The following is a 22165-nucleotide window of genomic DNA, read 5'->3' on the forward strand; positions in this document are numbered from 1 at the left end:
AATAATCCTTGGCACGCTAATTAGCGGTCAATCTCCCCGAACACGATATCTTGGGTTCCGATGATGGTTACCGCATCAGCCAACATGTGGCCACGTGACATCTCATCCATTGCAGATAAATGCACAAAACCTGGTGCACGAATCTTCATGCGGTAAGGCTTATTAGCGCCATCTGAAATCAAGTAAATACCAAACTCGCCTTTAGGATGCTCAACAGCTGAGTAAGCCTCGCCATCAGGAACGTGAATACCTTCAGTAAAGAGTTTGAAATGGTGAATCAATTCTTCCATATTTGTTTTCATATCCACGCGCTTCGGTGGAGAAAACTTATGGTTGTCACTCATTACAGGACCGGGATTTGCTTTTAACCAAGCAACGCACTGTTTGATGATGCGATTAGATTGACGCATCTCTTCCATGCGAACCAAATAACGATCATAAGAATCGCCATTCACGCCAACTGGAATATCAAAATCTAAACGGTCATAGACTTCGTAGGGTTGCTTCTTACGCAAATCCCACTCAATACCTGAACCACGCAACATAGGGCCAGTGAAGCCGAGCTGCAAAGCACGCTCTGGTGTCACGATGCCGATATTGACTAAACGTTGCTTCCAAATACGGTTGTCTGTCAACAGATTGCAATACTCGTCAACGTTAGCATCAAAGCCATTAGTGAATTGCTCAATGAAATCTAACAATGTGCCGCTACGGTTTTCATTCAAACGCTTAATAGCAGAAGCACTACGAATCTTGTTCTTGGTGTACTGAGCCATTTGATCTGGCAAGTCACGATAAACGCCGCCTGGACGATAGTAAGCAGCATGCATACGCGCGCCAGACACCGCCTCATACATATCGAAAATATCTTCACGGTCACGGAAGGCGTACAAGAAGACGGCCATTGCTCCAACATCAAGACCGTGACAACCGATCCAAAGCAAATGATTCAATAAGCGAGTTAGCTCGTCATACATCACGCGGATGTATTGAGCACGCAAAGGAACATCAACTTGAAGCAACTTCTCAATAGCCATGACATAAGCATGCTCATTGGACATCATCGAAACATAATCCAAACGATCCATGTATGGAACGTTTTGAATCCAAGTACGTGTCTCAGCTAATTTTTCAGTAGCGCGATGTAATAAACCAATATGTGGGTCAGCGCGCTGAATCACTTCGCCATCAAGCTCAAGCACTAAGCGTAGTACGCCGTGTGCCGCAGGATGCTGAGGACCAAAATTGAGGGTGTAGTTCTTAATTTGTGCCATGACTTAAACCGGACCTCCATACTGCTCTTCGCGAACGATGCGTGGAGTAATTTCTCGAGCCTCAATCGTGACTGGTTGATAGACAACACGTTTTAACTCTGGGTCGTAACGAATTTCTACATTGCCGCTGATTGGGAAATCTTTTCTAAATGGATGACCAATAAAGCCGTAGTCAGTCAAAATACGACGCAAGTCATCATGACCATCAAAGAGGATGCCGTAGAGGTCAAATGCTTCACGCTCAAACCAATTAGCAGAATTCCATACCGGAGTAATAGAGGCAACTAGAGGATAGCTATCGTCGGGTGCGAATACGCGTACGCGCAAACGCCAGTTGTGCTCAAGTGATAGTAAGTGGCTTACAACACCAAAACGTTGACCACCCCAAGCACCATCGCGGAAATCTTGATAATCAACGCCACACAAGTCAATCAACTGCTCAAAGGCAAGCGATGGATCATCACGCAACAACAAAGCTGATTCGAGGTAGGAATCTGCTTTAACAACCACTGTTACTTCACCCAAGGCAATCTCAACAGACTGAATGCGCTTACCTAAAACTTTGTCTAAGTTAGCGGCTAACTGATTTAAACGATCTGACATGATTTAAGCCTTCCGCGCAATCGTACTTGTACGAGCTATCTTGGATTGCAACTGAATAATTCCGTAGATCAACGCTTCTGCAGTTGGAGGACAGCCAGGCACATAAATATCCACTGGCACAATACGGTCGCAACCGCGGACAACTGAATATGAGTTGTGATAGTAGCCACCACCATTTGCGCAAGAACCCATAGAGATAACCCAGCGTGGTTCTGGCATCTGGTCATACACTTTACGTAATGCAGGAGCCATTTTGTTGCATAAAGTACCAGCAACAATCATCAGGTCGGACTGACGTGGAGATGGGCGGAATACCACGCCAAAACGGTCTAAGTCATAACGGGAAGCGCCCGCATGCATCATTTCGACAGCACAACAAGCCAGACCAAAGGTCATAGGCCATAAGGAGCCGTTACGCGTCCAGTTAATTAACTGATCCGCAGTGGTGGTTACAAAACCTTCTTTAAGTACGCCTTCTAATGCCATATCTATCACTCCCAGTCGAGAGCGCCCTTTTTCCAGATATATACAAATCCCACAATGAATTCCAAGAGGAAAATCACCATAGAGGCGTAGCCAAGCCATCCGATATCACGTAATGCCACACCCCATGGAAATAGGAATGCAGTTTCAAGGTCAAACAGGATGAAGAGAATAGCGACTAAGTAGTAACGCACGTCAAACTTCATACGCGCATCTTCGAAAGCTTCAAAGCCGCACTCATATGGAGAGAGCTTTTCAGCGTCAGGCTTCGAAGGAGCCAGAATTTTTCCGAGGAACATGGGGACTAATCCAACCCCAATACCTACGAGGATAAAAAGCAGAACAGGAAAGTAATTAGCGAGATTCAAAATAGCCCTGATTCGTTTGTCTGGTAAATCCTAAAAGCAGCAAATTATTAATTATTCCACTACATAAAGCATTGATTTAGAGCAAAAACCCTTAGCAATACTTCTTTTTTGGTGCCGACGGCGAGACTCGAACTCGCACAGCCTAAGCCACTACCCCCTCAAGATAGCGTGTCTACCAATTTCACCACGTCGGCATCTTGCAAAACTCATCAATTCTACTGCATTGCACCACTGCTCTACCCCATTTTCTGGGCTAGAAAATCTGTAAAAACCTACTTTTTTTACTTAGGAACTGCTGGTTTACTTGGATCCTGGGCTGGAGCCACCGGAGCAGCAGGAGTTGCTGCTGGAGCTACCGTGCCAGAAAGGACGCCTGGGCTAACTTCTTTCTTATTGCCAATCCAAGTAATACCTAAAGTACTAATAAAGAAAACGGCAGCAAAAACAGCTGTCGCATGCGATAGGAAGTTGGCAGAACCGCTGGCGCCAAATAGACTGCCTGATGATCCCGAGCCAAAAGCTGCACCCATATCAGCGCCCTTACCCTGCTGCAATAACACCAGAAGGATGACAGCCAAAGCTGAAATTACCTGCAATACGATCAATAAAGTCTTAAACCATTCCACAGCTTATCTCCAAATAAAAAATCTATGCCTGACAGATGGCCAGGAAGTCTTGAGGATTCAATGAAGCTCCCCCAACCAATCCACCATCAATATCGGGCATGGCAAACAATTCAACGGCATTATCAGGCTTGACACTGCCACCGTACAAAATTCCAACATGAGAAGCGACATCCTCATCAAATTCAGCCAATTGCAAACGAATAGCGCGATGCATGTCTTGGGCAACTTGTGCGCTAGTGACTTTGCCAGTACCAATAGCCCAAACTGGCTCATAAGCAATCAAGCAATCCGCGAGACGATCTTGCAAGACGCCCACTTGTTTGGCAATCTGACCACAAACAATCTCTTCCGCTCTACCTGAATTTCTTTCATCAGCAGTCTCACCAACGCAGATCACCGGCGTCATGCCGTTATCTAATACTTGTAGCGCTTTAGCAGCAACCACCTCATCTACCTCTTGATGCATCTGACGACGCTCAGAGTGTCCAACGATGACATAGGTGCAACCAACCTCTTTCAGCATAGATGCAGCAGCCTCTCCGGTATATGCACCAGAGCTATGAGCGGATGCATCCTGTGCACCCAAATTCAAAAATGCCAATGAATGCTCTTTGATCAAAGAAGCGCATTGGGATAAATACGGAAATGGTGGGCATACTGCATATTTACGTCCAGATGGCATTCCACTCTCCATGCCACGAGCAACGGTCTTGATCCAGTCTTGATTACTTGCAAGACTGCCATTCATTTTCCAGTTGCCGATAACGATCAGTGGTCGCATATGGGTCAATGATTATTTCAAACAGTTAAAACAATTTTGCCAACGTGCTCAGATGACTCCATTAATGCATGAGCATCCGCTGCCTGATCGAGCGTAAATGTCTTATAAATAACTGGTTTGAGTTTGCCTGCATTGAGCAAAGGCCAAACATTTTCATAGAGCTGCTTGGTAATCTGTTTCTTGAAGGAAACTGGACGTGGGCGCAGTGTTGAGCCAGTAATAGTTAAACGACGACGCAGAATCTGATTGGTGCTGACCTCTGCTTTTGATCCACCCTGAATGGCAATGATCACAATTCGTCCATCATCAGCTAAACAGTCAATTTCTTTTTGCACATAAGCACCGGTGACCATGTCAAGAATGACATTGACACCCTTACCATCGGTAGCTTTTTTAACCTCTTCGACAAAGTCTTGTGTCTTGTAATTAATAGCCAGATCAGCGCCGAGCGCTACACATGCAGAACATTTCTCATCCGTACCAGCAGTCACAAATACTTTATGACCCAAGGCCTTAGCAAGCAGAATGGCAGTAACGCCAATACCACTTGAGCCACCCTGAACCAACAGCGTTTCGCCCTCTGACAATTCGCCGCGCATGAAGACGTTGCTCCATACGGTATAAAAAGTTTCAGGCAATGCTGCTGCCTCTTGATCGCTGAATCCTTTGGGATAAGGCAGACATTGCGCAACGGGAGCAGTACACATTTCTGCATAACCACCCCCCTGCACCAAGGCGCAGACCTTGTCACCAAGCTTTAAACCAAATACGTTGTCAGCATGAGCTAGATCACCACCGATGATTTCACCAGCAACTTCAAGACCAGGAATATCCGATGCACCCGCTGGAACAGGGTAATGCCCTTTGCGCTGTAAAACGTCAGGGCGATTAATTCCAGTAGCCAAAACCTTAATCAATATTTCGCCAGTTCCAGCAGCGGGAGCTACTGGATCAGGACGAGTGGTTGGCACCAACATTTCTGGAGCGCCAAACTCTTTGATTTCAATTACGCGCATAAATACTCCTGCTTACTAAGATACTTAAGCGGACTCGCCAGATGCTGGAGCAGCTTCTGCAACAACTTCAGCAGCGCCTGCCAAAGGAGCAATCGTGCCACCTTCATCAGCCATAGCAGCCTTCAATGACAAGCGCAAACGACCACGTTCATCAGCAGCTAATAATTTCACGCGCACAACTTGGCCTTCAGCTAAATAGTCTTTAACTTCTTTTACGCGCTCATTAGAAATTTCTGAGATGTGCAATAGACCGTCTTTGCCAGGAAGAATGTTTACCAAAGCGCCGAATTCGAGCAATTTCACAACTGGACCTTCGTAGATCTTGCCTACTTCGGCTTCAGCAGTGATGCCTTCAATGCGCGCTTTTGCTTCAGCCATACCTTCAGCAGAAGTAGAAGCAATCGTTACAGTGCCGTCATCTTTAATGTCGATGCTGCAACCAGTTTCTTTAGTCAACGCTTGAATTGTTGCGCCGCCCTTACCGATTACTTCACGAATCTTGTCTGGATGAATTTTGAAAGAAACCATACGTGGAGCGTGAGCTGACAATTCTGTACGTACTGAACCCATTGCTTCTTGCATCTTGCTCAAAATGTGCAAACGGCCTTCTTTAGCTTGCGCTAAAGCAACTTGCATAATTTCTTTAGTAATACCTTGAACTTTAATGTCCATCTGAAGAGCTGTAATACCGTTAGCAGTACCCGCTACTTTGAAGTCCATGTCGCCCAAGTGATCTTCATCACCCAAAATGTCTGTCAACACGGCAAAACGGTTGCCATCAAGGATCAAGCCCATCGCTACACCAGCTACGTGCGCTTTAACTGGAACACCAGCATCCATCATCGCCAAACAGCCGCCGCAAACAGAAGCCATTGAAGATGAGCCATTGGACTCAGTAATTTCTGAAACCACACGAATACTGTAAGCAAAGTCTTCTGCGCTTGGCAATACTGGAATCAATGCACGCTTAGCCAAACGACCGTGACCAATTTCACGACGCTTCGGGCTGCCTACACGACCTGTTTCACCTGTTGCAAACGGAGGCATGTTGTAGTGGAACATGAAGCGATCGCGGTACTCACCTTCGAGCGCATCAATAATTTGCTCGTCACGTGCAGTACCCAATGTAGCAACAACCAATGCTTGAGTCTCGCCACGAGTAAACAATGCAGAACCGTGTGTACGTGGTAATACGCCATTACGAATTTCAATCGGACGAACGGTGCGAGTGTCGCGACCATCAATACGCGGCTCGCCGTTCAAAATCTGGCTACGAACAATCTTCGCTTCGATTTCAAAAAGGATGTCATTAACGGCAACAGCGTCAACATCACCTTCTTCTTGTAGCTTAGCTACAACTGTTTTAGTGATTTCTTTGAGCTTGTCTGAACGAGCACCCTTTTGACGAATCTGATAAGCCTCACGCAATGGCGCTTCAGCCAATGCAGTTACCTTAGCGATGAATGGCTCATCTTTAGGAGCGGCAGTCCAATCCCACTCAGGCTTGCCAGCTTCACGAACTAAATCATTAATAGCGTTGATCGCTGTTTGCATTTGGTCATGACCATATACAACCGCACCCAACATCACTTCTTCAGATAGCTGATTAGCTTCGGACTCAACCATCAATACAGCAGCTTGTGTACCAGCAACAATCAAATCCATTTCGCTAGTAGCTTGTTCTGTACGAGTTGGGTTCAACAAATATTGACCATTAGCGTAACCAACACGTGCTGCGCCAACTGGGCCAGCAAATGGAATACCTGAAATAGCCAGGGCTGCAGAAGCGGCGATCAATGCAGGAATATCAGCAGGAACGTCTGGGTTGATAGACAAGACATGAACTACTACCTGAACTTCGTTTAAGAAGCCTTCTGGAAATAAAGGACGCAATGGACGGTCGATCAAACGGGAGATCAAAGTCTCACCTTCAGATGGACGGCCTTCACGGCGGAAGAAGCCACCAGGAATCTTGCCTGCTGCGTATGTCTTCTCTAAATAATCAACAGTTAACGGGAAAAAGGATTGGCCTGGCTTTGCAGACTTAGACGCAACTACTGTACCCATTACTACCGTGTCATCAACGTTAACGATAACGGCACCACCAGATTGACGAGCAATCTCGCCTGTTTCCATGGTTACTTGATGATTTCCCCATTGAAAACTTTTTACTGCCTTTTTAAACATAGTCATTCTGATCTTCTCCAAATTGTTCACGCAAAGCTCACATGAGCATCACGCTTGTCGTGGGATAAAGCAGTGTCACGACAACACTGGAGCGATTTAAGATCAAAAGGGATGCCATTCCAGGGAGGCTCTGAATCAACTTTCAGAAACTCATTGGAATGACACAATCCCCTACACAAATAATCTTGAAGCGCCCAAAAAACATGCCATCTGCTTAAGACTGAATCCGCGAAGAAACAACCCTAAGAAAGATGGCATTGCATACCAATAAGAATTACTTACGGAGACCTAATTTCTCAATCAATGCGCGATAGCGATCCAAATCTTTGCCCTTGAGATAATCCAAGAGGCGACGGCGACGTGAAACCATCTTCAACAAACCACGACGGCTGTGATGATCTTTAGCGTTAGCCTTGAAATGGGGTGTTAATTCATTAATACGGGCTGTAAGCAATGAAACTTGAACTTCAGGGCTACCCGTATCGTTTGCGCTGCGCGCGTTTTCTTTGACGATTTCCGCCGTTTTAATATCAGCAACTGCCATTTTTAATACTCCTAACTTGCGAACACTTGAGCTTTCACCCTTATGTGTCGTGCGATTAACAAAATAAAACAAAAAAGCTTTACAAATCAAAGCCATCGAATTGTAGCAGAGCTAGCGTCCTTTGAGAGAATGAATGACAATGCAACACCTATTTACCTGACTGAATTTTAGTCTGTTTTTTGGTCTGCTTACCTAATTTATCCTTTAAATACAATAACTTACAAATTATGAATGCAATACATCGACTCATGGCAGCCCTTTTTTGCCTTGCATCAACCTTTGCCCTGCCCGCTTATGCTCAATTTGGCTCTTTTTTTGGACCAGATAAAACGGTTGCCGAACAACGCCAGGATATTTTGATTAAAAACCAGACAATTCTGAAGCAGTTATACGAAGCACAACCAAAGGCTAAGGACCTGATAGAAAAATCAGCTGGCTATGCAACCTTCAGTAACTTTGGAATGAAGATTCTGATTGCTGGGGGCGGAACCGGTAGCGGCGTGGTTATCGATAAATCCAGCAATAAACGCGTCTATATGAATATGGCTGAAGTTCAAGCTGGCTTAGGTCTTGGAATTAAGTCATTCCAGAATATATTTGTTTTTGAGACTGAGGCAGCCATGAAAGATTTCGTTAACTCCGGCTGGACCTTTGGTGGCCAAGTTACTGCGGCAGCTAAATACGAAAAGGATGGTGGTGCCTATCAAGATGCCACGGTAGTCGCTCCGGGAATATTGATGTATCAGCTTACAGACTCCGGACTTGCCGCTGAAATCACCGGCAAGGGCACGAAGTACTATAAAAAAACTGACTTAAATAAATAAGTTTATTAATGACGCTTAAGGCGTCATCTGTGCATTGAGCTTTGCTTGGCTCGGATCATGCAATTTGTTTAGCGCTGATAAATACGCCTTTGCAGAAGCTGCAATGATGTCAGGATCTGTGCCAACGCCATTCACAATACGTCCACCCTTAGCTAAGCGCACTGTGACCTCACCCTGAGATTGCGTGCCTGAAGTAATCGCATTAACGGAATACAACAACTGCTCTGCTCCACTCTTGGCAATTTCCTCTATAGCATTCAAGCTAGCATCTACCGGGCCATTGCCCTCTGCCTCAGAACTAATTTCTTTGTCTCCCATGCGGAAGGTCACGCGTGATTTAGGTCGTTCACCAGTTTCTGAGTGCTGGCTTAAAGAAATAAATTTATAGTGCTCACCCTCTTCTGCAGCAGCAGAGTCTGACATGATGGCGATAATGTCCTCATCAAAAATCTCAGACTTTTGATCTGCCAATGCTTTGAATCGAGTAAACGCTTCGTTTAAATCCGCCTCAGCTTCTACCGTGATTCCCAATTCTTGCAAGCGTTGTTTAAATGCATTGCGTCCGGACAACTTACCCAACACAATCTTATTAGCAGACCAACCTACATCTTCTGCGCGCATGATTTCATAGGTATCGCGATTCTTCAAGATGCCATCTTGATGAATGCCTGATGTGTGAGCAAAAGCATTGGCGCCAACAACGGCCTTATTAGGCTGAACAACGAATCCAGTAATCTGTGAAACTAATTTTGACGCGGGAACAATCTGGGTCGCATCGATTCCGCAAACCATATCGAAATAATCTTTGCGGGTACGCAATGCCATCACAATTTCTTCTAATGCAGTATTGCCAGCACGTTCACCTAAACCATTAATGGTGCACTCAATTTGACGTGCTCCACCAATCTTCACGCCGGCTAATGAATTGGCAACTGCCATTCCCAAGTCATTATGGCAATGCACTGACCAGACTGCCTTATCGGAGTTTGGTACGCGAGTACGCAAAGTCTTAATGAATTCACCATACAACTCTGGTGTTGCATAACCAACCGTGTCTGGAATATTGATAGTAGATGCGCCTTCGTTAATAACTGCTTCTACTACCCTGCACAAGAAATCCATTTCTGAGCGATAGCCATCCTCAGCAGAGAACTCAATGTCCGCCGCTAAGTTACGGGCAAAACGAATCGAGCGCTTAGCTTGCTCCAATACCTCTTCTGGAGACATGCGTAATTTCACCGCCATATGCAAAGGGCTTGTTGCCAAGAAGGCGTGAATCCGTTTTGCATTAGCGGCTTGCAATGCATCAGCAGCACGCGTGATATCTTTGTCATTCGCCCTAGCTAATGAACAAACAATAGAGTCCTTAACGGCCGCAGCGACTGCAGAAATCGCCTGAAAGTCACCTTCAGAGCTTGCGGCAAAGCCAGCCTCAATCACATCCACCTTGAGACGCTCTAATTGGCGCGCAATGCGAACCTTTTCGTCTTTAGTCATGGAAGCGCCTGGTGACTGCTCGCCATCGCGTAAGGTGGTATCAAAAATGATTACTTTGTCGCTCATTACTGCTCTCCGGTTTAAATACTTCTCTATTTAATTATTGATTACATTAATTCAATTTCATAAAACAAAAACCCCAGCAAGTAGCTGGGGCTGGTATGTGGTGGCTAATGAAGTATCTTTATCTCATTAACTCAGGCCTTACCCGCCCCAAGCTTTAGGCTTAGTGCTAGCAGAAGGAGGCCAGTTAAAGGTGAGAAATTCATCAACATGGATTAAATATACCCCAAAAATTGCGGATTAGCTAAAACGCTTGCCACTGAGTCTTTCCCAGGCCCAGATGACATAGCCGGAGATCGAGTACACAACAAATAAACCAAATAAGGTTAAAGGCGGATTAGATGAGATGAGGACAAAGGTCAGAATCATCAACACCATCACACCAAATGGCACGCGGTAGCGTACGTCCAAGGCCTTGCCACTATAAAAACGCGCATTAGAAACCATGGTGAGACCAGCATAAACCGCAATAAAGAAGGTAATCCAAGGAATCGCTGTATCGCGCACTGGAATCTTGTTGTCGTCAGCCAACCAAATAAAGCCGGCCATTAAAGCGCCTGCTGCTGGGCTTGGCAAGCCTTGAAAGAACTTTTTATCGACTACGCTGGTATTGACGTTAAAGCGCGCCAAACGTAATGCCGCGCCAGCACAGTAAGTAAAAGCAGCCAACCAGCCCCATTTACCCAAATCTTTTAGGGCCCACTCATAAGCCACTAATGCTGGCGCTACACCAAAAGAAACCATGTCTGCAAGAGAATCGTATTGCTCTCCAAAAGCACTTTGGGTATTGGTCATACGCGCAACACGACCATCCATACCATCAAGAACTAGGGAGGCAAAGATTGCAATTGCAGCAATCTCAAACTGATGGTTCATCGCATTCACAATAGCGAAGAAGCCACAAAACAAAGCCGCAGTTGTAAATGCGTTTGGCAAAAGATAAATCCCTTTGCTACGCAAGCGAGGCTTTTCTGGGTGCAACTCCTCTACTTCGTAATCTATGCCATCACCCAGATCTTCCGCCCACTGATCGTTGGAAGAAGGTTTACGTGAAAGACGGCTACGATCTATGCGACCTCGACGGCGAAATGTGGTCAAAAAATATCCCAGTGAATAATGTTTCGAATCAATCTAAACCAGGCAAACGCGCCAAAGCAGTGTTTGTTGCAAACACTTTATCACCAACACTTACCAAAGGCTCTGCAGTCAATGGCAAATACACATCAACACGAGAACCAAAACGAATAAAACCATAGCGCTCACCGGCTTTAAGGCGATCGCCAACGTGGATATAGCAAAGAATACGGCGTGCAATCAATCCTGCCACCTGAACTAGCGTCACAGTCTGACCATTAGCATCAATTACCACCGCATTACGCTCATTCTCAGTAGAGGCCTTATCCAGATCTGCATTTACAAACTTGCCTGGGAAGTACTGAATCTCTTTCACCAAACCGTTTACAGCACTACGGTTGGAGTGAACATTAAATACGTTCATAAATACGCTAATTTTGAGCGCCTCACGACCAGCATATGGATCATTAGTCTTCTCAACCACCACGATACGGCCATCGGCAGGAGATAAAACCAGATCGCGACCCATAGCAGGAATACGTTGCGGGTCACGAAAGAACTGCAGAACAAAGATAAAGATGATCCAAAGAGGCCATGACCAGGCTATGCCACCAAGATAGTGAACCAGCAAAGTCAAGGCTCCCACTAGAGCCAAATACGGCCAACCTTCTTTCGCAATAATGGGATGTGGATACATCATCTTTGTTCTGAGCCTTTTAAAGAACTGCTTTATTTAAATACGTACTTTTAGTTCTTAGTTTGATCAACTAATTTGTTCTTAGCAATCCAAGGCATCATAGCGCGCAATTTAGCACCAACCACTTCGATGTCATGCTCTGCATTCAAGCGACGACGTGAAATCAAAGTAGGCGCACCTGCCTTGTTTTCCAAGATGAAGCTCTTAGCGTACTCACCAGTTTGGATATCTTTCAAGCACTGACGCATTGCATTCTTAGTATCTTCAGTCACAACACGTGGGCCAGTGACATACTCACCGTACTCAGCATTGTTAGAGATTGAGTAGTTCATATTGGCAATGCCGCCTTCGTAGATCAAGTCAACGATCAACTTGAGCTCGTGCAAGCACTCAAAGTAAGCCATTTCTGGAGCGTAACCAGCTTCAACCAAAGTCTCAAAACCAGCTTTGATCAACTCAACTGCGCCACCACAGAGAACAGCCTGCTCACCGAACAAGTCAGTTTCAGTTTCTTCGCGGAAGTTTGTTTCGATGATGCCGGCACGACCACCGCCGTTTGCCGTTGCATATGACAAAGCAACATCGCGAGCAGAGCCAGACTTATCTTGATAAACAGCGATCAAATGAGGAACACCACCACCTTGCGCATAAGTACCACGCACTGTATGACCAGGAGCCTTAGGAGCAATCATGATCACATCCAAGTCAGCGCGTGGCTGAACTTGACCGTAGTGAACGTTAAAGCCATGAGCAAAAGCCAAGGCAGCGCCCTGCTTAATATTGCCATGAACTTCTTTGCTGTAAACGTCAGCAATTTGCTCGTCTGGCAACAACATCATTACTACGTCGGCATCTTTAACTGCTTCGCCAACTTCTTTTACTGTCAAGCCAGCATTTGCTGCCTTACTCCAAGAAGCGCCATCTTTACGCAAACCAACAGTAACGTTACAGCCTGAATCTTTCAGATTCAATGCGTGGGCGTGACCTTGTGAACCATAGCCAATAATGGTGACTTTCTTGCCCTTGATGAGGGACAAATCCGCGTCTTTATCGTAAAAAACTTTCATGCTCTTTCCTTGTATTGAAAATGTAATTAATGCAGTAATCAGTTAAAAAAATTAAACCTTGAGGATGCGTTCGCCGCGCCCAATTCCAGAACCGCCCGAGCGGACAGTTTCCAGAATCGATGCACGATCAATCGAATCAATAAAGGCATCCAATTTGGCACCATCACCAGTGAGCTCGATGGTGTAACTCTTATCAGTCACATCGATGATGCGACCGCGGAAGATATCAGTAGTACGTTTGAGTTCTTCGCGTTCTTTGCCGACTGCACGCACCTTAATCATCATGAGCTCACGCTCAATGTGCGGGCCTTCGCTTAAATCAAAAACCTTAACCACCTCAACTAGACGGTTCAAGTGCTTAGTAATTTGCTCAATCACGTCATCTGAACCAAAGGTCACGATAGTCATACGTGATAAAGAGGGATCTTCAGTCGGCGCAACACTTAAAGTGTCAATGTTGTAACCGCGCGCAGAAAATAAGCCCACTACACGCGACAAAGCACCCGGCTCGTTCTCAATGAGTACAGAAATAATATGTCGCATTAGAGATCCTCGCTACCCAAAAGCATTTCAGTAATACCCTTGCCCGCTTGAACCATTGGCCAAACGTTCTCTTCTGGGTCAGTCTGGAAGTCCATGAAGACGGTACGATCTTTTAGGCGAATAGCCTCTTTCAGCGCACCCTCAACATCCGATTTCTTTTCAATACGCATACCAACGTGGCCATAGGCTTCAGCCAACTTCACAAAGTCAGGCAATGAATCCATGTATGAGCTGGAATAACGCTTGTTGTAAGTCAATTCTTGCCACTGACGAACCATTCCTAAGTAACGATTATTCAGAGAAACAATCTTCACTGGTGTGTCGTATTGCTTGCAAGTAGATAACTCTTGAATACACATCTGAATAGAGCCTTCACCAGTAATGGTGAACACATCTTTTTCAGGGAAGGCTTTCTTAATGCCCATAGCGTATGGCAAACCAACACCCATAGTGCCAAGGCCACCTGAGTTAATCCAACGACGTGGCTTATCAAACTTATAGAACTGCGCAGCCCACATCTGATGCTGACCTACGTCAGAGCAAATGAATGCATCACCGCCAGTAAGTTCCCATAACTTTTGAACAACGTACTGCGGCTTCACGATTTGGGAAGCTTCGTCGTACTTTAAGCAGTCCTTTTTGCGCCACTCATTAATCTGATCCCACCAAGCGGCAACTTTGTCGCCATTCTTGCGCGGACCAGCTGCTTTGAGTTGTGCAGTCATCTCAACTAAAACCTCTTTGAGATTGCCAACGATAGGAACATCCACCTTCACACGCTTTGAAATCACGGAAGGATCTATATCAATATGGATGATTTTGCGTGGATGGCTAGCAAAGTGCGCTGTATTACCAATCACGCGATCATCAAAACGTGCGCCAATCGCAATCAACACGTCGCTGTGTTGCATTGCCATATTGGCTTCGTATGTTCCATGCATACCAAGCATGCCCAAGAACTGCGGGCTAGTACCCGGAAATCCGCCCAAACCCATTAAGGTATTGGTCACTGGATAGCCAAGAAGATCGGCAAACTCTTTGAGCTCTGGAGCAGCATCAGACAGGATGACACCACCACCGGTATAAATGTATGGACGCTCCGCCTCTTGCAATAGCGCTACCGCTTTGCGAATCTGCCCGCTATGACCCTTAACAACAGGGTTGTATGAACGCATCTCCAAAGTTTCTGGATAGACAAATGGCCCCTTAGCAGCAGATACGTCTTTAGGAATATCAATCAACACAGGACCAGGGCGACCTGTCTGTGCGATATGGAAAGCCTTCTTCAGCACCAAAGGAAGATCTTTAACATCCTTCACTAGGAAGTTGTGTTTCACGACAGGGCGTGTAATACCAACGGTATCAGCTTCCTGGAATGCATCTTCACCAATAGCGTAGGTTGGAACGTTACCGCTGATGATCACCATTGGAATGGAGTCGGTATAGGCAGTTGCAATACCAGTCACCGCATTAGTAACGCCCGGACCAGATGTAACTAAGGCAACACCAACCTTACCGGTTGCGCGCGCATAGCCATCAGCCGCATGAACAGCTGCCTGCTCATGACGAACCAGGATATGTTCAAACTTATCCTGCTTAAAAATTTCATCGTAGATGAAGAGAACGGATCCACCTGGGTAACCCCAGACAAATTGAACGCCCTCTTTGTGCAATGCATGCACGAGCATTTCAGCACCAATCATTTCTGGGGCTGCTGCATCAGTATTTGTATTTGTTGAGTCTTTGTTAGCTTTAGTAGCTAAAAATTCGGCGCTGCTTGTATTCATTTTCTTTCGTCCTTTGCAATTTTCGGCAAAAAATTGTTTGGTCTGTTCTATCTCCTGCTTATGGCCTGAGTTCGAACGGCGCTGCTACCGGAAAAAACCACTTCTTGAATGAGATTCTAGGTAGTAAGCCCTATATTCTATAGCAATCCCCTAAAATGGCTCAATTCTTACCGATTCAGGTCTAATCCATTGCATGGCATCAGCCCAAGAACTATCTGACTTTCTGAGTAGTGTCGAGCAGCGCGCTTTTAAGCAGGCGGTATATGCCGTGCGTGACGACGATGCTGCCCTGGATATTGTTCAAGATGCCATGATTAAATTGGCCGAAAAATACGGGGATAGACCAGCAGTAGAACTGCCGCTGGTCTTCACCAGAATTCTGCAGAATCGCATCCACGACTGGTTTAGGCGCCAAAAAGTCAGAAATACCTGGGTCACCCTTTTCTCCAATATGGGCAAAAAGACCGATGAAGGAGATGATTTTGACCCCTTAGAGTCCCTTTCAGCTCCGGACGACAGTGAAATTCACCAAGATGGGGCTTTTAAGCTGGAAAAGAGTCAGCTTTTACAGACTCTGGAGTCAGAAATATCTAAATTGCCTGTACGTCAACGAGAAGCCTTCCTGATGCGTTATTGGGATGAGCTAAGCATTACTGAGACGGCCAAGGCGATGAGTTGTAGTGAAGGAAGTGTCAAAACCCACTGTTCGAGAGCCACCCAGACTTTAGCTAAAGCATTGAAATTAAAAGGAATTACGCTGTGAAACACTTTGATGACCAATTTACCCAGACCCAAGTCGACCAGTTTGGTCAGGCTAGCGCTGCCCTGCTACGTCAAGGTACCCAGAGCATTCCTCAGGGCATCAAGGATCGCCTCTATGCAGCACGCATGAAGGCTATTTCACTCAAGAAACCTGAAAAAGTACATATCCAAAAGGCTGTTTTGGCTGGCTCCGGTCGCAATTGGACCTCTGGATCCAATGGACTTTGGGACAGCATGGGCTGGATTGCCCCGCTCGTTGTTTTGGTTTTTGGCCTCATTGGCATCGCTCAATGGCAGGATGACTCCCGTATCAATGACATTGCAGAAGTCGATGCAGCACTTTTGTCAGATGATGTACCACCAGACGCTTATGCAGATAGCGGATTTATGGCCTTTCTTAAAAACGGCCCACTTTCCGAATCTGATAGCGCATCCGATTCAATCCAAAGCAAATAATTTCCAAGCACTTGATGTCACTGACAACTAGTACGCAAAAGTCTTGCAGCCTAGTGCTGTTTGTATTCTTTTGCGCCATCCAGATTGTTCCTGCACAAGCGCAAACCACGCCAAGCCCTGCTCATGGAAAAGCTACTGCCATTCCAGAAAAAAAACCAGATGGGACTTGGGAAGGTCTGAAGCCTGCACAACAACAAATTCTGGCACCGCTCGAAAGCGACTGGGATTACATGCTGCCCGATAGTCGTAAAAAATGGATTCAGGTCGCCAATATTTATCCCAAAATGAATACGCAAGATCAAGAGCGTTTGCAATCACGCATGACTAGCTGGTCTAACCTTTCGCAAAAAGAACGTCGTATTGCTCGCGAAAATTATCTAGCTAGTCTGAAGTTTCCTGCCGAGAAAAAAGCAGAGGCCTGGAGCGCCTACCAAAAACTGAGCGATGAGCAAAAGAAGAAGTTAGCTGAATCTGAAAGCAAGAAAAAGCCTACTGCAGCCAATGCACCGACACTCCAGCAACACCCGATATCGCCGAAAGCTGCCCTTCCAACAACCGTCTTAGCTCCCAGCCCTCCTGCACCAGCAGAAAGCTCAGGATCCAGCACGGAAGGCAGCCCTTCCAGCAGCTCACCTAATAACTAAGCAGCTCTATGTCGCCTGCTGAATTAGATACATTACCTTCCCCTCAGTTTTGGCGCAGAGTATCTTGCTGTATGTATGAGCAATTGGTACTACTTGGCGTGATTGCATTTACCTTTTTACTTCCGAATCTAGGTCTGGGTATTTTGTTTGGTATCTCACTGCCCAGCTGGCTTACCTTTTTATATTTATATGCTGTTTTAGGAATTTACTTTGTCTGGTATTGGACAAAGTCAGGGCAAACGCTTGCCATGCAAACTTGGCGTGTCCGGATGATTGGGTATAAGGGCTACAACCTGACTAAACGGCAAGCATTCTGGCGGTATGTCTATGGCTCACTCTGGCTAATTCCCTGCGTACTATTGCAATGGGCTTTTCATCTTGAGAAGTGGCAAATTATTGAAATGCTTTTTACTGTAGCCCTGCTCATTTGGCCATTGAGTATCTACTTAGATCGCCAGAATATTTTGCATCGACAAAGTCTGCCAGACAGATTGGCCGGCACCCGCTTAGTTGAGCTTCCTAAAAATGTTGTGAAGCTAAGCTAATCAATTGACCTAAGCTTCACGTAGACATTCCACTGCCGTAGCTTTCTGTATTCTTTTCTGGAAACGGTATCCAGAGGCAAGGCAGGCAAATACGCCAAAGACAACACCCATCAATACTGCCTGTCCAAAAGCATTAAATTGGATCTCCATCACATAACGACCCAAAGCCCAGGCAGCAATGCCAGAAGCAAGACCGGCCAGAAGTCCTGCCAATAGTCCAATCATCGCCAGCTCGATATTTGCAATACTGGCTAATGTAGAACGTGAGGCACCCAGGGCTTTTAACAATGCCGCATTTTTATAGCGCTCATCTTGGGTAGCTGCGATTGCAGACATCAAGACCAATATCGCCGCTGCAACCGTAAAGGCTAGTAGCAAGCCCAATACTGAAGAGAGCTTATTGAGGACCTCCTGAATTTGCTGCAGTGAAGCTGAGACATCCACAATCGTTAAGTTAGGATAATTTTGGCTTAATTGAAAATCTAAAGACTCTTGCTCAGGTGATTGATAGTAGGAAGTGATCCAAGACTGCGGCAAGGATTGCAATTGCGCTGGCGGCATAATGACAAAAAAGTTCACTCGCATAGAGCCCCAATCTAATTTGCGCAAAGAAGTAATGGGGGCGGTTATTTTTTCTCCAGCAACCTCAAAACTCAATTGATCACCTAATTTCAGTTTCAGGGTTTTGGCTATGCCAGTTTCCATTGATATTTGAGGTGCGTCGCCCTCAATCCATCTGCCTGAAGTAATTTGATTGCCCGATGGCAATTGATCGGTATAGGACAAATTAAACTCACGATCAATTAACCGTTTTGCATTTTCTTCAGAAAAATCATTCGGGCTTACGAATTTCCCGTTGATGTCAACCAAGCGACCGCGCACCATAGGATAAAACTGAGGACTGGAGACTCCTGCACTCTCAAGGGACTTGGTCAGATCCTGTTTTTGATCGCCCTGAACATTGATCATGAAACGATTCGGCGCATCACTAGGAATATTCCCCTGCCAGGCACTTAAAAAATCAGCCCGCAATAGTAAAACTAGGAGTAGCGCCATTAAAGCAATGCCCAGTGCAGTAATTTGCACCACTGCCAACCCCGTCATCCGCCCTTGAGACAAAATGACAAAGCCAAATGCAAAACGTTTTGTACGTATTGAACTGAGCACTCGTAAAGCGCACCAAGATACAGCAGCAAAAACTGTAATTGCTGCGCCAAAACTAAGGCAGGTCCATAAGGCTAGCTTCCAATCTCGGGCAGCCAGCATGATCAATGAAACTGCGGCACCCACTCCAAATAGAGCTGTCCACAAAGTGTAAATGGCGATGCCATCAAACTCTTTTCGGATTAATCGAATAGGCGAGACCCTTACCAAGCTATAGATTGCCGGTCCTGCAAAACCAGATAACAAACACCAGGCTACTAGAATACTCCATAGCACTGGCCAAAGAGATGCTGATGGCAACTCAGTTAGCACCAAATTTCCCAGGAGAATAGTCAAAACATACTGTCCAATAAATCCCAAGAAAGATCCTACAAGCACTGCAATGAGTCCAAGCCCCAAAAGGGTCTCGCCCTGACGTTTGAGAATCATGCTGGAGCTTGCTCCTAGACATTTAAGAGTCGCGCAAACACCTGCCTGTTTACGGGTATAGCGATGCGCAGATAAAGCGATAGCAACCGAAGCCACCATGGCCGTTAATAAGGCAATCAATGACAAGAATCGATCTGCGCGTTCCAAAGTTTTGCGCATTAGCGGCTGCGCATTCTCCAGCGTTTCAATGCGAACACCCTTTAGACTTTCTTTTTCTATATATTGGTTTGCCCATGACGCATATGAACCAATTGCAGCGTCAGAACCCGCTAACAGTAATCGATAGGTCACTCTGCTACCAAGGCCAATAAGACCCGTATCACTTAAATCTTGAAGTGACATCATCACTCTGGGTGCAAAGTTCATAAAGCCAGCACCACGATCTAGCTCACGCTCTAGAACGCCACCAATCACAAAGGTCTTCTGACCCAGCGCTATGCTGTCACCTTCTTTCGCATGAAGACTTGCAAGCATCGCAGGATCTACCCAAACAGAGCCTTGCTCCGGGCCAGCAATATATGGCTTGTCTTGATCTTTGGATTGAACCCGTAATGCCCCGCGTAGAGGATATTGGGGGCTTACGGCTTTGAGTGAGGCTAATTTACTGAACGAATCAAGGGTTGCCATACTGGGGAAGACAACCGTTTGCGCAAGTTGTAAATTTTGCTTGTTTGCCTCATCTAAAAATAGACTTGGTAGCGGCTGATCAGAAACAATTAACAAATCTGCGGCCAATAGTTGACGGGCATCAAACGCAAAAGCCCTTTGCATCCGATCCGCCAAAAAACTAACGCTAGATAATGCTGTGACTGAAAGTGTCAGGGCAACTAATAACCACAGCAATTCGCTTGATCGCAAATCACGTCTCAAGCTACCGAAGAAACGGTATATTAAATTACTCAAATTGCCTGAATTTGGCCGCCATCAACACGCATGACAGTGCCTGTAATGAAAGAAGCATTTTGACTGGCCAAGAAAGCTGCAGCATCGCCGTACTCTTTAGGGTCGCCATACCTTCCCATGGGGATTTGTCTTAGGCTTGCTTTGACTACATCTTCGTAGCTTGTATCTTCGCGTTTAGCACGTGCCTCGTCTAACTGACGGAGACGGTCTGTTGCCACTCTGCCAGGCATGATCACATTTACAGTAACGCCTTCTGCCGCCACTTCTGCTGCAAGGGTCTTGGACCAACCAAGCAGAGCTGCACGCAAGGTATTGGAAATGGCTAAATTTTTAATCGGAGCGATAGCACCTGATGTGGTGCTGGTAATAATTCGACCCCATTTACGCTGACGCATACCAGGCAACACTCGATCTGTAATGGCAATGAGTGATAGCACCATATCGTTAAAGCTCTTTTGCCAGAGCGCTGGATCTTGACCGGCAGCAGGCGTTGGCGGAGGTCCACCGGTGTTATTGATCAAAATATCAATAGGGCCCAATTCTTTTTCGACTTTAGAGACCAGGCTGTCAATAACGGACGTATCCGAGAGATCCCAATTAAGGGCAAGCGCTTGTCCACCGGCTGCCTCTATGAGTTTTACGGATTGTTGCAAGCCTTCTGCATTGCGGCCTGTTACAGCCACTTTGGCACCCTCTTTGGCCAAAGATACAGCCATGGCTTGACCTAAGCCGCGACTAGAAGCAATCACTAAGGCAACCTTGTCCTTTAATCCTAAATCCATTTCATCTCCAAAATCTGTTTCTAATTTTTATTTTTTGCTACTTTTAATCTAGCTGCAGTTTTTGCTTGGCAACCACATCTTTATAGACGGTGTACTCAGCCTTAATTTCTTTTGCAAAAGCTTCAGAGCCATTCACGTTAATCAACGAACCTGTATCCTCAATACGCTTTTTAACTGCAGGATCGGTGACGACCTTTTGCAAGGCAGCAGTGTACTTTTCGACAACATCTTTTGGCATTCCCGCTGGGCCTAATAGTCCGTAATAAGCCATGCGATTAACTGGGGCTAGACCGACTTCAGCAAAAGTAGGCACATTCGGCAACTGCGCCAAACGCTTTGGGGCAGCCACGACTATTGGAACCAACTTACCATCTTTAATAAACGGCAATGATGATGGCAAGTTATCAAAAATCATGGAAACTTGTCCGCCTACTGTATCTGCCAGCGCAGGACCTGCTCCACGATAAGGGATGTGCACAATAAAAACACCGGTCAAACTTTTAAACAACTCTGTTTGCAAATGACCGATGCCGCCGGTACCGGAGCTTGAGTAAGAATACTTTCCGGGATTAGCCTTCAACACCTCCATGAAAGTCTTAAAGTCCTTTGCAGGAAAAGATGGATTAACGGCAATGATGTTCGGTGTCGCAGCAATATTACTAATCGCCGTGAAATCCGTAACAGGGTCATAGCCAATCTTAGGATTGATGGCTGGATTTGCAGCAGTAGTAGAAACCGTAGCCATACCAATGGTGTAACCATCCTTGGGCGCTCGCATCACCTCTAGGGCGCCAATAGAACCACCCCCACCCGCTTTGTTCTCAACAATAACAGGCTGCCCCAACTGACGACCTAATGCATCGCCGACAGCGCGTGCAATGATGTCCGTGCTACCCCCTGGTGCAAATGGAACAATCAAACGAATTGGTTTATTGGGAAAAGTTTGTGCACCAACACTGCCAACGGCAAAAATTCCGGATATCAAAGAAAAGGATATCGTAGCAACCACCCTCTTTAGAGTAAATTGTGATGCAAACAATTTCATA

23 protein-coding genes and 1 tRNA gene are annotated in these 22165 nt (G+C 45.9%); 5 read left to right on the forward strand and 19 right to left on the reverse strand.

Annotated features, from left to right (window positions below; genetic code table 11):
- Positions 1 to 20 precede the first annotated feature (20 nt).
- The 10 genes from ICN18_RS10135 to rpsO form a co-directional block, all read right to left on the reverse strand.
- Positions 21 to 1274 carry an NADH-quinone oxidoreductase subunit D gene (locus tag ICN18_RS10135; RefSeq protein ID WP_216190400.1) on the reverse strand — a complete coding sequence of 418 codons (1254 nt, stop codon included), beginning with the start codon at positions 1272 to 1274 and terminating at the stop codon, positions 21 to 23.
- 3 nt (positions 1275 to 1277) lie between these two features.
- Positions 1278 to 1877 carry an NADH-quinone oxidoreductase subunit C gene (locus tag ICN18_RS10140; protein WP_216190401.1) on the reverse strand — a complete coding sequence of 200 codons (600 nt, stop codon included), beginning with the start codon at positions 1875 to 1877 and terminating at the stop codon, positions 1278 to 1280.
- A gap of 3 nt (positions 1878 to 1880) precedes the next feature.
- Positions 1881 to 2363: a NuoB/complex I 20 kDa subunit family protein gene (locus ICN18_RS10145; protein WP_011902891.1), complete on the reverse strand. Its 483-nt coding sequence runs from the start codon at positions 2361 to 2363 to the stop codon at positions 1881 to 1883.
- A 5-nt stretch (positions 2364 to 2368) separates the two neighbouring features.
- On the reverse strand, positions 2369 to 2728 hold the full coding sequence (locus ICN18_RS10150) for an NADH-quinone oxidoreductase subunit A (protein ID WP_215358987.1): 360 nt from the start codon (positions 2726 to 2728) through the stop codon (positions 2369 to 2371).
- Between the two features lie 109 nt (positions 2729 to 2837).
- Positions 2838 to 2922 (reverse strand) — tRNA-Leu (locus tag ICN18_RS10155).
- A gap of 87 nt (positions 2923 to 3009) precedes the next feature.
- A complete protein-coding gene (gene secG, locus ICN18_RS10160) occupies positions 3010 to 3354 on the reverse strand; it encodes a preprotein translocase subunit SecG (protein WP_216190403.1) in 345 nt (114 codons plus the stop codon).
- 22 nt (positions 3355 to 3376) lie between these two features.
- Positions 3377 to 4135: a triose-phosphate isomerase gene (gene tpiA / locus ICN18_RS10165; RefSeq protein ID WP_216190405.1), complete on the reverse strand. Its 759-nt coding sequence runs from the start codon at positions 4133 to 4135 to the stop codon at positions 3377 to 3379.
- Between the two features lie 17 nt (positions 4136 to 4152).
- Positions 4153 to 5151 (reverse strand): NAD(P)H-quinone oxidoreductase, encoded by a 999-nt coding sequence (locus ICN18_RS10170; RefSeq protein ID WP_216190407.1) that lies wholly within the window; start codon positions 5149 to 5151, stop codon positions 4153 to 4155.
- A 24-nt stretch (positions 5152 to 5175) separates the two neighbouring features.
- On the reverse strand, positions 5176 to 7344 hold the full coding sequence (gene pnp / locus ICN18_RS10175) for a polyribonucleotide nucleotidyltransferase (RefSeq protein WP_216190408.1): 2169 nt from the start codon (positions 7342 to 7344) through the stop codon (positions 5176 to 5178).
- 268 nt (positions 7345 to 7612) lie between these two features.
- Positions 7613 to 7882, reverse strand: coding sequence for a 30S ribosomal protein S15 (rpsO, locus tag ICN18_RS10180; protein ID WP_068323724.1), 270 nt, complete (start codon positions 7880 to 7882; stop codon positions 7613 to 7615).
- A gap of 227 nt (positions 7883 to 8109) precedes the next feature.
- Here rpsO and ICN18_RS10185 point away from each other — a divergent pair, with 227 nt between their 5' ends.
- On the forward strand, positions 8110 to 8706 hold the full coding sequence (locus ICN18_RS10185; RefSeq protein ID WP_216190410.1) for a lipid-binding SYLF domain-containing protein: 597 nt from the start codon (positions 8110 to 8112) through the stop codon (positions 8704 to 8706).
- Positions 8707 to 8721: 15 nt separating this feature from the next.
- Here ICN18_RS10185 and ICN18_RS10190 read toward each other — a convergent pair whose 3' ends face one another.
- The 6 genes from ICN18_RS10190 to ICN18_RS10215 all read right to left on the reverse strand — a co-directional run bounded on the left by ICN18_RS10190 (position 8722) and on the right by ICN18_RS10215 (position 15434).
- Positions 8722 to 10269, reverse strand: a complete 1548-nt coding sequence (locus ICN18_RS10190; protein WP_216190411.1) for a 2-isopropylmalate synthase — start codon at positions 10267 to 10269, stop codon at positions 8722 to 8724.
- 237 nt (positions 10270 to 10506) lie between these two features.
- Positions 10507 to 11364: a CDP-diacylglycerol--serine O-phosphatidyltransferase gene (gene pssA / locus ICN18_RS10195; protein WP_216190413.1), complete on the reverse strand. Its 858-nt coding sequence runs from the start codon at positions 11362 to 11364 to the stop codon at positions 10507 to 10509.
- Between the two features lie 28 nt (positions 11365 to 11392).
- Positions 11393 to 12040, reverse strand: coding sequence for a phosphatidylserine decarboxylase (locus tag ICN18_RS10200; RefSeq protein WP_216190414.1), 648 nt, complete (start codon positions 12038 to 12040; stop codon positions 11393 to 11395).
- 47 nt (positions 12041 to 12087) lie between these two features.
- Positions 12088 to 13104 (reverse strand): ketol-acid reductoisomerase, encoded by a 1017-nt coding sequence (gene ilvC, locus ICN18_RS10205; RefSeq protein WP_046329933.1) that lies wholly within the window; start codon positions 13102 to 13104, stop codon positions 12088 to 12090.
- Between the two features lie 51 nt (positions 13105 to 13155).
- Positions 13156 to 13647, reverse strand: a complete 492-nt coding sequence (gene ilvN / locus ICN18_RS10210) for an acetolactate synthase small subunit (protein WP_011902903.1) — start codon at positions 13645 to 13647, stop codon at positions 13156 to 13158.
- Positions 13647 to 15434 carry an acetolactate synthase 3 catalytic subunit gene (locus ICN18_RS10215; protein ID WP_216190416.1) on the reverse strand — a complete coding sequence of 596 codons (1788 nt, stop codon included), beginning with the start codon at positions 15432 to 15434 and terminating at the stop codon, positions 13647 to 13649. The genes ilvN and ICN18_RS10215 overlap by 1 nt, the downstream gene beginning before the upstream one ends.
- Before the next feature lie 193 nt (positions 15435 to 15627).
- Between ICN18_RS10215 and ICN18_RS10220 the strand changes: the two genes are divergently transcribed.
- Genes ICN18_RS10220 through ICN18_RS10235 form a run of 4 tightly spaced genes read left to right on the forward strand, consistent with a single transcriptional unit; the run spans position 15628 to position 17841 of the window.
- Complete coding sequence (locus ICN18_RS10220) at positions 15628 to 16197, forward strand: RNA polymerase sigma factor (protein ID WP_216190418.1); 570 nt, start codon at positions 15628 to 15630, stop codon at positions 16195 to 16197.
- Positions 16194 to 16652 carry a DUF3619 family protein gene (locus ICN18_RS10225; RefSeq protein WP_216190420.1) on the forward strand — a complete coding sequence of 153 codons (459 nt, stop codon included), beginning with the start codon at positions 16194 to 16196 and terminating at the stop codon, positions 16650 to 16652. The genes ICN18_RS10220 and ICN18_RS10225 overlap by 4 nt, the downstream gene beginning before the upstream one ends.
- Before the next feature lie 14 nt (positions 16653 to 16666).
- On the forward strand, positions 16667 to 17296 hold the full coding sequence (locus ICN18_RS10230) for a DUF3106 domain-containing protein (protein ID WP_216190422.1): 630 nt from the start codon (positions 16667 to 16669) through the stop codon (positions 17294 to 17296).
- 8 nt (positions 17297 to 17304) lie between these two features.
- Positions 17305 to 17841 carry an RDD family protein gene (locus tag ICN18_RS10235; protein WP_216190424.1) on the forward strand — a complete coding sequence of 179 codons (537 nt, stop codon included), beginning with the start codon at positions 17305 to 17307 and terminating at the stop codon, positions 17839 to 17841.
- A 9-nt stretch (positions 17842 to 17850) separates the two neighbouring features.
- Here ICN18_RS10235 and ICN18_RS10240 read toward each other — a convergent pair whose 3' ends face one another.
- The 3 genes from ICN18_RS10240 to ICN18_RS10250 are packed head-to-tail and all read right to left on the reverse strand — an operon-like array spanning position 17851 to position 22164.
- Positions 17851 to 20337, reverse strand: a complete 2487-nt coding sequence (locus ICN18_RS10240; RefSeq protein ID WP_216190425.1) for an ABC transporter permease — start codon at positions 20335 to 20337, stop codon at positions 17851 to 17853.
- Complete coding sequence (locus tag ICN18_RS10245; protein ID WP_216190427.1) at positions 20334 to 21119, reverse strand: SDR family oxidoreductase; 786 nt, start codon at positions 21117 to 21119, stop codon at positions 20334 to 20336. Before ICN18_RS10245 ends, ICN18_RS10240 begins: the two co-directional genes overlap by 4 nt.
- A gap of 43 nt (positions 21120 to 21162) precedes the next feature.
- Complete coding sequence (locus ICN18_RS10250; RefSeq protein ID WP_255532203.1) at positions 21163 to 22164, reverse strand: tripartite tricarboxylate transporter substrate binding protein BugE; 1002 nt, start codon at positions 22162 to 22164, stop codon at positions 21163 to 21165.
- Position 22165 lies beyond the last annotated feature (1 nt).

Origin of the sequence: Polynucleobacter parvulilacunae, from assembly GCF_018881715.1 — a bacterium.
Classification (GTDB): Bacteria; Pseudomonadota; Gammaproteobacteria; order Burkholderiales; family Burkholderiaceae; genus Polynucleobacter; species Polynucleobacter parvulilacunae.